This is a genomic window from Cupriavidus basilensis (assembly GCF_029335485.1).
Classification (GTDB): Bacteria; Pseudomonadota; Gammaproteobacteria; order Burkholderiales; family Burkholderiaceae; genus Cupriavidus; species Cupriavidus basilensis_E.
The window spans coordinates 1-13,746 of the sequence record NZ_JARJLM010000253.1 but is presented as its reverse complement, the minus strand read 5'-3'; the positions used below and the strand labels follow the sequence as shown (position 1 = coordinate 13,746).

The following is a 13,746-nucleotide window of genomic DNA, read 5'->3' as shown; positions in this document are numbered from 1 at the left end:
CCGTGTCCATGGGGCCGTCGCATACGGGCATCAAGAAGCTCAAGGCATGGTTGAAGAACCTGCGGTACCGACCGGCGGTGCCCGAGTTCGACGGCATTTCCTTCTGATTGCAGCCGTCGCGCCCGTTCGGGCCCGGCTCGCTGCCGGTGCGTTGAACCTGGCGCTTACTGACTACGCGCCGGTGGAGAGCTGCCGGGGGATAGCATCTCGTGCAGCCCGGAGATTTCCGCGCCGTAGGAGCCGTCATCGTCCACTTCGACCAGTTGCCAGTGCGTGCGCCGGCCCTCCGGCAGCGGCAGGCATGAGATCTCCGGCCCTTGGTCCAGCACCGCTGCCACATTGGCGACCACCTGCGCCTGGATGGCGCGTATCAGCGGCGTCAGGCGGCCGATGTCCACTTTGCACTGCTGCAGATATTCCACCGCCTGCGCCGCCTGGGCAAGCAGCGTTTCGTCCTCGACATTGATATCGCCGGACAAGATGCGCCGCGCCCAGGCATGATCGTCCGGCATGCCCACCTCGCTGCGCAGGGCATAGGCAAACAAATTGGAAGCGAGCACGGATTCGCCATCCAGGTCGGCCTTTGCAGTCCCGTAGCCATCGCCCGCGCCGATGGCGGCATAGTATTCGGCAAGCGGCACGATTTCAGGATATCGCTCCCGCAGGAAGTCGGCATAAGTCTTTTTCGTCATTTCGCCCCTGGATTCCGCGCCATCCCGATCCGTGCAAACCGCCAGTTGTGGAGATCCGGCCGATCAACCGCGCCGGCGTACCCGCACCACCGGCAAACGTTCGCGATGCGCTTGCTGTTTCATGCACTGATTGCCGCTGCCGTGAGTGCCCTGCCCGTGCCAGGCTTGAGCACAAGCCCTGGGAAAAGCTATGCGCCAGCGTCATCGCCGACGATCAGCCGCATCGGCACGTAGGCGATGCCCTTCGTCTCGGCCCGCGGGCCCACGGCCTCGAAGCCGAAGCGCTCATACACCGCGGTGGCGAACGGACTGGAATTGACGGTGAATTCGCGCACCTTGCCCGCACCCTGCGCGGCGGCACGAGCCGCCTGCCAGAGCTGCTTGGCCACCCCGGCCCGATGATACCGCGGCGCCACGAACAGATGAAAGACATGGGCGTGGTCGCGCACGGCGACCACGCCCGCCAGCTGTTCGCCACGATAAGCGGCCAGGTACTGGTAGCGCGGGCTCGATACATAGCCGGCAATGGAATCCGGCGACAGACTGGCGAGGAACGACTCCGCACCTTCGCCATCGGGCGAGATCGTGAAGTAATGTGCCACGCTGGTGGCGAGCGCGCTGATGCCGGCGGCATCTTCGATGCCCGCGCGGCGAATGACCAAGGTTTCCATGACGGCTCAATCTCAGGATGGACGAAATCGACCCGCACCGGGGTCGATGGCTCTCTCTTATTGCGGCACCAGCTCCACCCGCTCACGGCTTTCCTTCTCCACCGCCTTGCGTGTGTAAAGCAGCGGGAAATACTCCCCCTTCGCCCACAGCGGTGCCAGATCGCGATAGTGCGGGCTGGCCGGGTTGCCCGACTGCCCCGGCGCATTCACCACACGCGAGGCATCCCAGTTGCCTACGTCCAGCACCATGCGCAACGATGCGCCCGCGGTGAGCTGGAAGTCGTTGTTGCGATAGCTGGTGTTCATCGGCGTGAAGGACGAGCCGCCGATCGGCCCGGCGTTCACGTCGTAGCGCTGCCGCCCCGCACCGTCCAGGATCGGATCGAGCGGATGAGCGAACACCGCGGTGTGCAGCCGGCCCCATTGCCAAGTCTTCGGGTCGGGCCCGAGCTTACGCTCCACTTCGGCCATGGCGCTCTTGAGCGAGGCGACCACGATCTCGTTGCGGCGCTCCACCGGCATCCACGGGTCCGGCCGCTCCAGCACCGCCAGCACGCGGCTGGCGTCGCCATATCCCGCCAGGCGGCCGCCTTCGGGCGACAGCGCCGCGCGCACCACGGCCGGGCGCAGGTATTTGCTGAACCACACCTCGAACAGCGCTGCCTGCGCGCTGTCGGCGCGCTCGTTGCCGTCCCAGCCGCGCAGCAGTTCCAGTCCGCGCCGCGCCTGCGGGTCGTCGCTGCGCACATTGGCCAGCAGCGCCACCACGCGCAGCGCGGGCAGCGAGGTCGTGTCGTTTTGCCAGGCCATGCTGTCGGCCAGCGTCGAATGCGGGTTGGCCGCCACCAGGCTCTTGAGGCGGCGCGCGCGCGCCGTGTCGCTCCACTCATAGCCCACGCCCATCCTGGCGGCAGGATGATTGGGCGGGATGGTGTTCTCGTTGGCGGTCACCACGTAGCCGGCGGCCGGATTGAAGGCCCACGGCAGTTCGTCCATATTGCGGTAGCCGGCCCACTCGTAGCGGCCATCGCCCGGCACCGGCGTGAGGCCGTCCCAGTTCGGGCGGATCGGGGTGAGCCCGCCGGGAATCCAGCCGATATTGCCGTCGCGGTCGGCATAGACCTGATTCTCGCCGGGCGCGCCCCAGCGGTTCATGGCGGCGCGGAACTGGTCCCAGTTCTGCGCCCGCATATAGTCCATCGAGCCGAAATACGGCGCCATGCCCAGGTCCAGCCAGGCGGCGCGCAGCGCAAAGGCGCGATTGGCCTTGGCATCGGCATAGAGCACCGGGCCATGCCGCGTGAATTCGATGGTGGTCTTGCGCGGCGCGGCTTCGCCCTTGACAGCGATATCCTCGGTCACGGTTTCCATCGGTTCCCAGCGGCCGCGGTATTTGTACTCGTGCGGCTGCGCCGGATTGGTCTCGTAGACGTACAGGTCCTCCTGGTCGACGTAGAAACGGGTCAGGCCAAAGCCCACGGTTTCGTTGTGGCCGATGGAGATGCCGGGCAGGAAGGGCTCGCCGGCACCGATCACCGACAGGCCCGGTGCATTCAGGTGGCTGATATAACGCAGCCCGGGCGCGCCGTGCGCGCGGTGCGGGTCGTTGGCCAGGATCGGGCGGCCGGTGGCGGTACGGGAGCCGGAGATCACCCAGTTGTTGGAGCCGAGGCTGCGCGCGGTGTCGCTGTTGGTGTCGAGTACCGCATAGAGCGCTTCATGCGGAACCCCATCCGCCTGCGCCGAGGCCCACCATTCCTTGGGAAAGCGCGGCGCTGCCGTAGCCAGCTCGTAGGCACGGCGCAGTTCGGCGGTGGGAATCGAGCACGGGTCCAGCCCCTCCGGCAACCTGGGCTGGACGGGAGGGTCCAGTTCGCGCTGCACCCAGTCCGCGCGTACCGCATCGGGCTTGACATGGCAGTAGACCTGCGCGCGATTGATCTCGCCGCTGACGTTGAGCGTGAGCCCGTGGTGGCGGATGCGCACGATGTCTTCCGCCCGCCAGCGCGCCGGCTTGTAGTTCAGCAGGCGAAACTCGGGCGGCAACAGCTCGGGCTTGATTTCCGTCTGCGCCACATAGGCGTTCACCCCCGCCACGAAGGCCTCGGCCACGCGCTTGGCGTCCGAGCCATAGGCCAGCCATTCCCGATACATATCGCCGCGGAACAGCACGGCGCGCGCCATGCGGTCGCCTTCCACATAGGCTGGCCCGAAGTCCCTTGCCATCTCGCCCAGGCCGCGCTTGCGCCACAGGTCGATCTGCCACAGACGGTCGCGCGCGGCCATGAAGCCCTGCACATAGAAGGCGTCGTACAGCGTATTGGCGTAGATATGCGGCACGCCCCAGCGGTCGATCAGGATGCTGGCGGGCTTTTCCAGGCCGGCCACCTGGAAGCGCTCGGTGGAGGCCACCGGTGGCACGGCCTGGCCGGCGGGCGTGACGGCATGCGCGGCGGTAACAGCGCTCAGGACGCTCACAACGAGAGCGGCCGCAAGGCGGCGGGCTCGGCAAACCATGGGGACTCCTTTGGACACGGGGATCGCATTTGTTCAGGCCGCGCGCAGGCTGGCACGGCGGATCGCCGCCAAGGATAGCGGAAGTCGCTGCGGCCGGCGTGGTCGGCAGGCCGGTTTGCGCCATATTTCGGGATAGTCCGGGCTCCGCCAGAGGGGGGCAGGCGCCCGCCTGGCGGGCCCGGCCTGGAATTTCATCAGGCAAAACTTTGATGCACCGCAGAATGACGAGCCTTACTCATAGGTCTATAACCTCGACAACGGTTTCACTCTCCGAAACCTGCCCACCCCGGAGTGCGCGCGAGTGACGGTCCCGACTACCTCCCTCCAGAAGGCCTGCAGGCTGCTGCGCGCGCTCTCGGACGCGCGCAATACGCGCCTGACCGACCTGGCCGGCGCGGCCGGCGTGGACAAGGCGTCGGCGCTGCGCCTGCTGGACACGCTGGCAACGGAGGGCTTTATCGAGCGCGATCCCGATACCAAGGCCTTCACGCTGGGCCCCGAATGGCTGGCGCTGCGCGCGGCCAGCGTGCGCCGCATCGACCCGCGCGCCATCGTGCGTCCCGCGCTGATCCGGCTTGCCCATGCCTTCGAGGACACCGCCATCCTGTCGGTGCCGAGCGGCTGGGAATCGGTCTGCCTGGAACTGCGCCCCGGCACGTTCCCGATCCGCGCCAATTATCTCGACGTCGGCAGCCGGCGGCCGCTGGGCGTGGGCGCGGGCAGCCTGGCGCTGCTGGCGGCGCTGCCCGATGCCGAGGTGGAAGCCACATTGCGCTGCATCGCGCCCGCGCTCAAGCGCTATCCGCGCATCGACCACGCCCTGCTGCTGCGCGAAGTGGAGGCCACCCGCGCGCGCGGCTATGCGGTGCTGCTCGATGTGGTGGTGGAGCGCATGGGCGGCATCGCCGTGGCGCTGCCGGACCCGGACGGTTATCCGCTCGGCGCCATCAGCATCGCCGCGCTCAACGAACGGATCACCGAACGCGAGCCCGCCCTGGCGCGCGCGCTGCGGCGCGAAGCCGAGACCATCTGTGCGGCATGGACACCGCCGGCGGCGCATGCCGCTGCGGCCCGGCGCCGCCATGGCGCGCAGCCCTCGATGCCGGCAACGGCGCCGACGACGGCAGCAACGCGGAAGACCTCCGCCGCCACCCCCAACCCATCACCGGAGGCATAGAACATGCGCTGGAAGCAACGACCGCAGGGTTCCAACTGGGGCGATTTCGGCCCCGACGACCAGCTTGGCCGCGTCAACCTGATCGGCGCGGAGCAAGTCCTCAGGGGCGCGCGCGAGATCCAGGCCGGGCTGTCGTTCTGCCTGTCGCTGCCGCTCGACTACCCCGGCGGCAACAAGCTGAACCCGCGCCGGCATCCGCCGGTGCTGCGGCCCACCTTCCGCGACGACATCCCCTATGTGAACTTCCCGCTGGCCAAGGTCGATCCTGCCGCCACCGACGTGATCAGCGACGACCAGGTGCTGCTCTCGCTGCAATACTCCACGCAATGGGACTCGCTGGCCCACGTCGGCGCGCTGTTCGACGCCGACGGCGATGGCCGCCCCGAGCGCGTCTACTACAACGGCTATCGCGCCAACGAGCATATCGTCGGCCCGGTGGACTATGCGGAAGACGACCACTTCGCCGCCCATGCCTGCGGCCACGACCACAGCGAGGCGCGCGCGCTCGGCATCGAGAATTTTGCGGTGAAGGGCATGCAGGGGCGCGGCGTGCTGGTCGACCTGGCGCATGCCTTCGGCCAGGACTTCCGCAATGTGGGTTATGACGACCTGATGCGCGTGCTTGAAGCCGACCGCATCGAGGTGGAGCCCGGCGACATGCTGTTGCTGCGTACCGGTTTTGCCGAAGTGGTGCTGTCGATGCAGCGCGAGCCGGACGAGACGGTGCTGCATCACACCTGCTGCGCGCTGGACGGCCGCGACGACAAGCTCCTGAACTGGATCACCGATGCCGGCATCGCCGCGCTGATCGCCGACAATTACGCGGTGGAGCGCTATCCCGCGCGGCCAGCGCCCGCCGGCCACAACCATCCGCTGCTGCCGCTGCATCACCACTGCCTGTTCAAGCTCGGCCTGCCGCTGGGCGAGCTGTGGTACCTGAAGGAACTGGCGCAGTGGCTGCGTGCCAACCAGCGCTCGCGCTTCATGCTGACGGCGCCGCCGCTGCGGCTGCCGGGCGCGGTGGGATCGCCCACCACGCCGATCGCCACCGTTTAGCGAAGCGGCACCGCGCCGTTCCCGCTGTTTCGCCCCGCTGTTCCGCCCAAGTACCACAAAGAGAGCAGGCCCGAGAGGCCACGCTGGAGGAGACCACCATGAACCGAACCCATTCGCTGCTGCGCCGCCCGCTGGGTGCGCTGGCCCTGGCTGCCGCGCTGCTGTGCGGTGCCGGCCTGGCCAACGCCCAGGCGGCCAAGCCAGGCGGCATTTCCGACGACGAGGTCAAGATCGGCCTGATCCTCGACATGAGCGGCCTGTACGCCGACGTGACCGGGCGCGGCAGCGCCACCGCCGCGCAGATGGCCATCGACGACTTCGGCGGCAAGGTGCTGGGCAAGAAGATCGAGCTGGTGGTGGCCGATCACCAGAACAAGGCCGACATCGCCGCCAGCAAGGCACGCGAATGGTTCGATACCGGCCATGTGGACGCCATCCTCGACGTGGCGGCGTCGGCGCCCGCGCTGGCGGTGCTGGAAGTCGCCAAGCAGAAGAACCGCATCGTGGTGTTCTCCGGCCCCGGCACGGAGCGCATCACCAACGACCTGTGCACGCCGGTTTCCGTCCACTATGCGTACGACACCTACGCGCTGGCCAACTCCACCGCGCGCGCGGTGGTGCAGCGCGGCGGCAAGACCTGGTTCTTCCTGACCGCGGACTACGCCTTCGGCCACACGCTGCAGGAATCGGCCACCACGGTGATCAACGAGACCGGCGGCAAGGTGCTGGGCGCGGCGCGCCATCCCATCGGCGCCAGCGATTTCGCCTCCTACCTGCTGCAGGCGCAGGCCAGCAAGGCACAGGTGGTGGGCCTGGCCAACGCCGGCGGCGATGCCGTCAACGCCATCAAGGCGGCCAGCGAATTCGGCCTGACCAGGAACGGCAGCCAGCGCATGGCGGGCTTGCTGCTGTATATCAACGACATCCACGCCATCGGCCTGAAGACCGCGTCCGGGCTGCTGCTGACCGAGGGCTTCTACTGGGACATGAACGACGCCACCCGCGCCTGGTCGCGCCGCTACTTCGAGAAGCTCAAGAAGATGCCCAACATGAGCCAGGCCGGCACCTACTCCTCGGTGATGCATTACCTGAAGGCGATCCAGGCGGCGGGCACCGACGAGACCGGGGCCGTCATGAAGCAGATGAAGGCAATGCCGATCAACGACTTCTTCGCGAAGAACGGCCGCATCCGCGAAGACGGCCGCATGATCCACGACATGTACCTGTTCGAGGTCAAGACGCCGGCCGAATCGAAGTATCCGTGGGACTACTACAAGCTGCTGGCCACCATCCCCGGCGACCAGGCCTTCATGCCGGTGTCGAAGTCGCAGTGCCCGCTGCTGAAACGCTGACAAGCCAGCGTGCGGATAGGGGCCATATGCAGAACGCAGCTTACCTGCGCGGCGCGGGCAATACGCGCTTCGGCCGCATCGAGGGCAGCTCGCCGCTGGCCCTGATGGCGGCCGCCACCGACGCGGCGCTGGCCGACGCGGGCCTGGCCCGCGCCGACATCGACGGCGTGCTGTGCGGCTACGCCACCACGCTGCCCCACCTGATGCTGGCCACGCGCTTCTGCGAGTACGCCTCGCTCGATCCCGCCTATGCGCACGGCGTGGCGTCGGGCGGCGCCACCGGCGGCGTGATGGCCATGCTGGCGCGCGAGCTGGTGCGCGCAGGCCGTTGCCGCAACGTGCTGGTGGTGGCTGGCGAGAACCGCCTCTCCGGGCAGAGCCGCGACCAGTCCATCCAGACGCTGGCCCAGGTCGGCGAGCCGGACATGGAAGTGCCCAACGGTGCGTCGGTGCCGGCGTATTATGCGCTGCTGGCATCGCGCTACCTGGCCGAGACCGGCATGCACGCCGACGCGCTCAGCGGCTTCGCGGTGCTGATGCGCGAGCACGCGGCAGGGCACCCCGATGCGCATCTGCGCGAGCCCATGACGCTGGACGCGGCACGCGCCGCCAAGCCCATCGCCACGCCGCTAAGGCTATCGGATTGCTGCCCGATCTCCGATGGCGCGGTGGCGGTGGTGATTTCCGCCGAGCCCGGCAGCGGCACGCCGGTGCGCATCACGGGCGCGGGCCAGGCGCATCGCCACCAGCACCTGTGCACGCTGGACAGCGTGCTGGCCACGGGCGCCGCCGATGCTGCGAGGCGCGCGCTGGCAGAGGCCGGCAACACGGTGGCGCAGATCGACTACCTTGCCATCTACGACTCCTTCACCATCACGCTGGCGATGCTGCTCGAGGAGCTTGGCCTGGCCGGGCGCGGCGCTTCGCCGGCGCGGCTCGCGGCCGGGGACTTCGGGCGCGATGGCGCGCTGCCGCTCAATACGCATGGCGGCCTGCTCGCTTTCGGCCACTCGGGGGTGGCGGGCGGGCTGATGCATCTGGCGGAGGCCGCCCGGCAGCTCGCAGGGAGAGCGGGCACGCGCCAGCTGCCTGCGCGCAGGCGTGCGCTGTTTCATGCGGATGGGGGCGTGCTCTCCTCACACGTGAGCCTGGTGCTGGAGGCGGCATGAGACGATCCACACCGGCCACCGCCTTGCTCCCCTGCCCAGGAGCCTCTTCCAAGTCGTTGGATTCATCAGTTTCAAGGCATTGCTGTAGCAATAGTGACCCGAGGGCGCCTCGGTTCCTGGCGTGCAAGCCGGCGCGTCCTGCGCGCCGGGGACTCCCGCAAGCGGGAGCGGGGAGCACGCCAGCGCTACGCATAGCGCCTTCGCCGAGGACACTGCCATGAGTACCGCACATCCCTACCAGGCAGGCCTCGACGCCGGCGTGGTGCGTTACCAGTCTTGCGAGGATTGCCATGCCTGGCAGCCGCTGCAGCGCCATGCGTGCCGCGCGTGCGGCAGTACGCGGCTGGCCTGGCGCGACGCCGGCGGCCGCGCCATCATCCATGCCGTCACCGAAGTCGCGCGCGCGCCAACCGAGGCGTTCCGCGCGCTGGCGCCGTACACGCTGGTGCTCGCCACGCTGGATGAAGGCCCGCGCGTGATGGCGCATGCCGAGCCCGGCGTGACGATCGGCGAACGTGTGCGCGCGGGCTTCCTGCGCCACGGCGAGCGCACGCTGCTGCGTTTCCAGCGCGAGTAGCCGGATCGCTCCACTCGCGTCAGACAACGGGGCAACCCGTGCCCCCGACCCTGCTTCCGGATCGCACTCATCATGAACCAGACCCTGCAAGCCTTGCTGGCGCCGCGCTCGATCGCGGTGATCGGCGCCTCCGACCATATCCACAAGATCGGCGGCCGGCCCATCCACTACATGCGCGAGCACGGCTACGCCGGCAAGCTCTATCCGGTGAACCCTCAGCGCAGCACCATCCAGGGCCTGCCCGCCTACGCCTCGCTCGACGCGCTGCCCGAGGTGCCGGAGCTTGCCATCGTCGTGGTGAGCGGCGAGGCGGCGGTGTCGGCGGTGCGCGACTGCGCGCGCCTTGGCGTGGCCGCCGCCATCGTGATCGCCTCGGGCTTCGGCGAAGCGGGCGAAGAGGGGCGCCGCCAGCAGGACGAGATGGTGCGCGCCGCGGCCGGCGCCGGGCTACGCCTGGTCGGGCCCAACAGCCAGGGCCTGGCCAACTTCGGCACCGGCACCATTGCCAGCTTCTCCACCATGTTTATCGAAGTGCCGCCGCAGGATGGCCCGGTGGCCGTGGTGAGCCAGAGCGGCGGCGTCAGCGCCATGGTCTACGGCCTGCTGCGCGGACAGGGCATCGGCGTGCGGCACATGCATGCGACCGGCAACGAGGCCGACATCACGGTCAGCGAACTGGCGCTGGCCGTGGCGCATGATCCCGACGTGCAGCTGATCCTGCTCTATCTCGAAAGCCTGACCGACCCCGCGGTGCTGGCCGAAGCCGCCGCGGTGGCACGCCGGCGCGGCGTGCCGATGGTGGCGGTAAAGGCGGGCCGCTCCAGCGCCGGGCAACGCGCGGCGGCCTCGCATACCGGCGCCATCGCCAACGAAGACCGCGCGGTGGGCGCCTTCCTGGCGCGCCATGGCATCTGGCGCGTGGACGATGCCCATGCGCTGGCGCGTTGCGCGCCGCTCTACCTGCGTGGCTGGCAGGCCAGCGGGCAGCGGCTGGTGGTGGTCAGCAATTCCGGCGCCAGCTGCGTCATGGCCGCTGACGCCGCCGAACCGCTCGGCCTGGCGCTGGCGCCGCTGGCGCAGGCCACGCAGGCGGCGCTGGCCGAACGCCTGCCCGGCTTTGCCGCCACCGCGAATCCGGTCGACGTCACCGCCGCGCTGCTGACCAACAGCGGCCTGATCGGCGAGGTGCTGCCCGTGGTGGCGACGGACCCCGCCGCCGACCTGCTGCTGCTGGATATCCCGGTGGCCGGCATGGGCTACGACCTGCCGCGTTTCGCCCGCGACGCCGCCGGCTTTGCCGACAGCGCCGGCAAACCGATCGCGGTGGCGGCCTGGCAGCCTCCGGTGGCGACGGCTTTCCGCGCCGCCGGGGTGCCCACCTACGCGAGCGCGGCCGATGCGCTGGCCGCCTTCGCCCAACTGGCCGCGCACCAGCAACTGCTGCGCGACGTGGCAGCCGAAGACACGCTGGTGGCGGCACACCGGCCACCGGCGCGCAACGCCGCGCACGCGGCAGCGAACACGGCCGGCCACACGCTGAGCGAGGCGGCGAGCCTGGCACGCCTGGCCTCGGCCGGCATGCCGGTGGTGCCGCACAAGCTGTGCCACACCGTGGACGAGGCGGTAGCGGCATGGCGCGAGTTGAAGGGACCGGTCGCGGTCAAGGCCAGCTCGCCGCAGGTGCCCCACAAGAGCGAGCATGGCCTGGTGGCGCTGAACTGCAACGACGAGCATGCGGTGGCACAAGCCTTCCTGCAGCAGACCGGTATCCTGGAAAAGCTCGGCGCCACCTGCGAAGGCGTAGTGGTGGCGCGCATGGAGCGCGGCCAGCGCGAATGCATGGTGGGCGCGCACTGGGACCCGGTGTTCGGGCCGGTGGTGCTGGTGGGCGACGGCGGCAAGTACGTGGAAGTGCTGCGCGACACGGCCATGCTGCTGGCGCCGTGCAGCGAGGCCGCGGTGGCGCGCGCCATTGCGGGCCTGCGCATTGCGCCGCTGCTGGCAGGCGTGCGCGGCGAGCCGGCCGTGGATGTGGCGGCGCTGTGCCGGATCGCGGTGCGCGTGGGCGCGCTGATGCACGAGGCCGGCGGCGCACTGCGCTCGATCGACCTCAACCCGGTGATGGTGAGCGCGGGCGGCGCGATGGTGGTGGATGCGCTGATGGAGATGGCGGCGGCCGCGCCACCGGCCTGAAGCGGGCGTTGGCCATGCATGGGGCAGCGCGGCACCGCTGCCTCATGCATCATGCATCAATAGACATCGCGCCGGTACCTGCCCTGCTCGCCCAGCCGCAGCAGCGCCTCTTCGCCCAGCACCTCGGACAGCGCCGCGTTGACGCCGGCGGCCATGCCCTGCAGGCTGCCGCAGACATAGATGGCCGCGCCGGCCGCGACCCACTCGCGCAAGGCACCGGCCGACGCGTGCACGGCGTCCTGCACATAGCGCAGCGCGCCGCCATCGCGCGAGAAGACCAGATCCAGCCTCTGCAGCACGCCCTGCGCCTGCCACGCCGCGAGCTCGTCGCCGTGGAAGGCATCGTGCTGCGCGGTGCGCTCGCCGAACAGCAGCCAGTTGCGATAGCGGCCGGCCGCCGCGCGCGCCTTGAGATGCGCGCGCAGCCCAGCCAGCCCGGTGCCGTTGCCGATCAGGATCAGCGGGCGATCGTCGGCAGGCGGATGGAAGGCGCGATTGGCGCGGATGCGCAGGGCGATGGCCGCGCCCGGCTCCGCGTGCGCGGTCAGCCAGCCGGATGCCAGGCCGAGGCGGCCGTCGCCGTGGCGCGCCTGGCGCACCAGCAATTCCAGCCGCCCGTCTTCCGGCAACGAGGCGATCGAATACTCGCGATGCGGCAGCGGCGGCAAGGTGTCCGCCAGGCGCTGCGGCGCCACGCCGGCCAGCGCGGCGAGATGCGCGTCGGGCAGGACGATGCGGGTGGCGAGCGCTTGCGCCAGCGTGGTGGCCACCCCATCGCAGCGCACCGGCGTGCCGCCATCGAGCGAAAGCATGGCCAGCATGCGCTCCACCTCGGCCGGTGCGTGGCGCGGGCCGATCTCGGCAATGTCTCCGGCCTGCCATGCCGGCACGCTCCCGGCGGCCGGCACCAGCGCCAGGTGGAAAGCCGGCGAGCCCGGGCTGCCGGGGTTGAGCAGGCGGCGCTCGTGCAGCAGCCAGTCGGCATAGCGCGGCTTTTCCCAGTCGGCGATCTCGGCGCCGCCGCTGAGCGCGCTGAGGTGGTTCTGCCAGTGGCGCAGCGCGCCGGCGTCGCCGTTGTCGACCTCCACCATATCGAAGAGCGGCTGCGCGTGCTGGCGCTGCAGCCATGCCGACAGCGTGTGGCCGAAGGCGCAGAAGTTGGCGTAACTGCGGTCGCCGACCGCAAGCATGCCGTAGCGCAGCGCGCGCAGGCCCCCCGGGCCCGCCGCTGCCGTCAACCGGCGCGCAAAGCCCGATGCGCTATCGGGCGCGTCGCCCTCGCCGGTGGTGCTGACGACGAACAGCGCCTGGCGGCAGTGGCCAAGACAGCCGGCTTCCAGATCGGCGAAGGACAACAACTGCGTGGGCTCGCCGGCATCCCGCAGCGCCTGCGCGGTCTGCAGTGCGAGCTGCTCGGCAAACCCGCTCTGGCTGGCATAGGCCACCAGCGTAGCGCCCGCCGTGGCCTGCGCCAGCGAGCCTGCGCGGGCATGGCGCCGGCGATGCCGGCCGATCACCGCCGTGCAGAACCCGGCGTAGGCGATCGCCACGCCGGCGGCCATGCCGTAGCGACTCGGGGCCAGGAGAGCCAGCGCCACCCCGGCCAGGCCCGCCAGCGCGCCGAGCGCGATCACCGCGTCGATCACGCGGATGCGCTTGCCGGCGTGGCTTGCGTGAGGCTGCGCACGCGCGCCGGCCGTGCCGCTGCCGGCGTCGGGCGCGTCCAGCGAAAGGGAGGAGGCCGTATCTGGCGGGTTCATGAGAGCATGGCCTCGAAGGCGGGTGACAGGCGTTCCTCGAAGCCGTTGCTATGGCGGATCAGGAAACGCGCCGCCAGCGCGTGCCGGCGGGCGAACACCATGCCGGCTTCCGGCCCCAGCACGGTCAGCGCGGTGGAATACGCATCGGCCAGCATGCATTGCGGGTGCAGCACCGTGACCGAGGCCAGCGCGTGGCTGGCAGGATAACCGGTGCGCGGGTCCAGGGTATGGGCATAGCGGCGGCCATCGCTATCGAAATAGCGCCGGTAGTCGCCGGAGGTGGCCACCGACAGGCCGTGCAGTGCGACCAGCGTGTCCTGCATGGCCGGGCTCGTCCCGGGCGGGCTTTCCAGCGCCACCCACCAGGGCAGGCCATCGGGCTTCACACCGTGGCCGCGCAGCTCGCCGCCGACCTCGACAAGATGGCTGGCGATGCCCTTCCCGCTCAGGTAGCGCGACACCGCGTCCACCCCGAAGCCCTTGGCGATGGCGCAGAAATCCAGCCGGACGCCGCCGGGCTGCCGCGCGCGGCCCGCGGCTTCGTCGAGCACGATGCGCTGCCACCCGCACAGGGCGCGGGCG

General features: G+C 69.9%; 11 protein-coding genes. 6 read left to right on the top strand and 5 right to left on the bottom strand.

Annotated elements, in window-relative coordinates:
* Positions 1 to 164 precede the first annotated feature (164 nt).
* The 3 genes from P3W85_RS14410 to P3W85_RS14400 form a co-directional block, all read right to left on the bottom strand.
* Positions 165 to 692 carry a hypothetical protein gene (locus P3W85_RS14410; RefSeq protein ID WP_276265277.1) on the bottom strand — a complete coding sequence of 176 codons (528 nt, stop codon included), beginning with the start codon at positions 690 to 692 and terminating at the stop codon, positions 165 to 167.
* A 188-nt stretch (positions 693 to 880) separates the two neighbouring features.
* Positions 881 to 1,363, bottom strand: a complete 483-nt coding sequence (locus P3W85_RS14405; protein ID WP_017224392.1) for a GNAT family N-acetyltransferase — start codon at positions 1,361 to 1,363, stop codon at positions 881 to 883.
* A gap of 57 nt (positions 1,364 to 1,420) precedes the next feature.
* Positions 1,421 to 3,880, bottom strand: coding sequence for a penicillin acylase family protein (locus P3W85_RS14400; RefSeq protein ID WP_276265276.1), 2,460 nt, complete (start codon positions 3,878 to 3,880; stop codon positions 1,421 to 1,423).
* 301 nt (positions 3,881 to 4,181) lie between these two features.
* Here P3W85_RS14400 and P3W85_RS14395 point away from each other — a divergent pair, with 301 nt between their 5' ends.
* The 6 genes from P3W85_RS14395 to P3W85_RS14370 all read left to right on the top strand — a co-directional run bounded on the left by P3W85_RS14395 (position 4,182) and on the right by P3W85_RS14370 (position 11,404).
* Complete coding sequence (locus P3W85_RS14395; protein WP_276265275.1) at positions 4,182 to 5,057, top strand: IclR family transcriptional regulator; 876 nt, start codon at positions 4,182 to 4,184, stop codon at positions 5,055 to 5,057.
* Between the two features lie 3 nt (positions 5,058 to 5,060).
* The gene (locus P3W85_RS14390; RefSeq protein WP_017225704.1) at positions 5,061 to 6,113 is read left to right on the top strand and encodes a cyclase family protein; all 1,053 of its coding nucleotides are present in this window, start codon (positions 5,061 to 5,063) and stop codon (positions 6,111 to 6,113) included.
* Between the two features lie 98 nt (positions 6,114 to 6,211).
* Positions 6,212 to 7,465 (top strand): ABC transporter substrate-binding protein, encoded by a 1,254-nt coding sequence (locus P3W85_RS14385; protein WP_017225703.1) that lies wholly within the window; start codon positions 6,212 to 6,214, stop codon positions 7,463 to 7,465.
* Positions 7,466 to 7,491: 26 nt separating this feature from the next.
* Entirely contained in the window at positions 7,492 to 8,634 is a 1,143-nt protein-coding gene (locus tag P3W85_RS14380) for a thiolase family protein (protein ID WP_276265274.1), read from the top strand.
* A gap of 217 nt (positions 8,635 to 8,851) precedes the next feature.
* A complete protein-coding gene (locus P3W85_RS14375) occupies positions 8,852 to 9,211 on the top strand; it encodes a Zn-ribbon domain-containing OB-fold protein (protein WP_276265273.1) in 360 nt (119 codons plus the stop codon).
* Positions 9,212 to 9,283: 72 nt separating this feature from the next.
* Positions 9,284 to 11,404, top strand: a complete 2,121-nt coding sequence (locus tag P3W85_RS14370) for an acetate--CoA ligase family protein (RefSeq protein WP_276265272.1) — start codon at positions 9,284 to 9,286, stop codon at positions 11,402 to 11,404.
* 56 nt (positions 11,405 to 11,460) lie between these two features.
* On the opposite strand, the gene P3W85_RS14365 is transcribed toward P3W85_RS14370, so the two are convergent.
* Complete coding sequence (locus P3W85_RS14365; protein WP_430869545.1) at positions 11,461 to 13,164, bottom strand: sulfite reductase subunit alpha; 1,704 nt, start codon at positions 13,162 to 13,164, stop codon at positions 11,461 to 11,463.
* The coding region (locus P3W85_RS14360) for an FAD:protein FMN transferase (protein ID WP_276265271.1) at positions 13,161 to 13,746 on the bottom strand (586 nt) is incomplete at its 5' end. The genes P3W85_RS14365 and P3W85_RS14360, both read right to left, overlap by 4 nt.

Bases quoted from the DNA above. Each gene is read 5' to 3' on its own strand.
- P3W85_RS14410 (WP_276265277.1), bottom strand. From the start codon at position 692: ATGACGAAAAAGACTTATGCCGACTTCCTGCGGGAGCGATATCCTGAA.
- P3W85_RS14405 (WP_017224392.1), bottom strand. From the start codon at position 1,363: ATGGAAACCTTGGTCATTCGCCGCGCGGGCATCGAAGATGCCGCCGGC.
- P3W85_RS14400 (WP_276265276.1), bottom strand. From the start codon at position 3,880: ATGGTTTGCCGAGCCCGCCGCCTTGCGGCCGCTCTCGTTGTGAGCGTC.
- P3W85_RS14390 (WP_017225704.1), top strand. From the start codon at position 5,061: ATGCGCTGGAAGCAACGACCGCAGGGTTCCAACTGGGGCGATTTCGGC.
- P3W85_RS14385 (WP_017225703.1), top strand. From the start codon at position 6,212: ATGAACCGAACCCATTCGCTGCTGCGCCGCCCGCTGGGTGCGCTGGCC.
- P3W85_RS14380 (WP_276265274.1), top strand. From the start codon at position 7,492: ATGCAGAACGCAGCTTACCTGCGCGGCGCGGGCAATACGCGCTTCGGC.
- P3W85_RS14375 (WP_276265273.1), top strand. From the start codon at position 8,852: ATGAGTACCGCACATCCCTACCAGGCAGGCCTCGACGCCGGCGTGGTG.
- P3W85_RS14370 (WP_276265272.1), top strand. From the start codon at position 9,284: ATGAACCAGACCCTGCAAGCCTTGCTGGCGCCGCGCTCGATCGCGGTG.
- P3W85_RS14365 (WP_430869545.1), bottom strand. From the start codon at position 13,164: ATGAACCCGCCAGATACGGCCTCCTCCCTTTCGCTGGACGCGCCCGAC.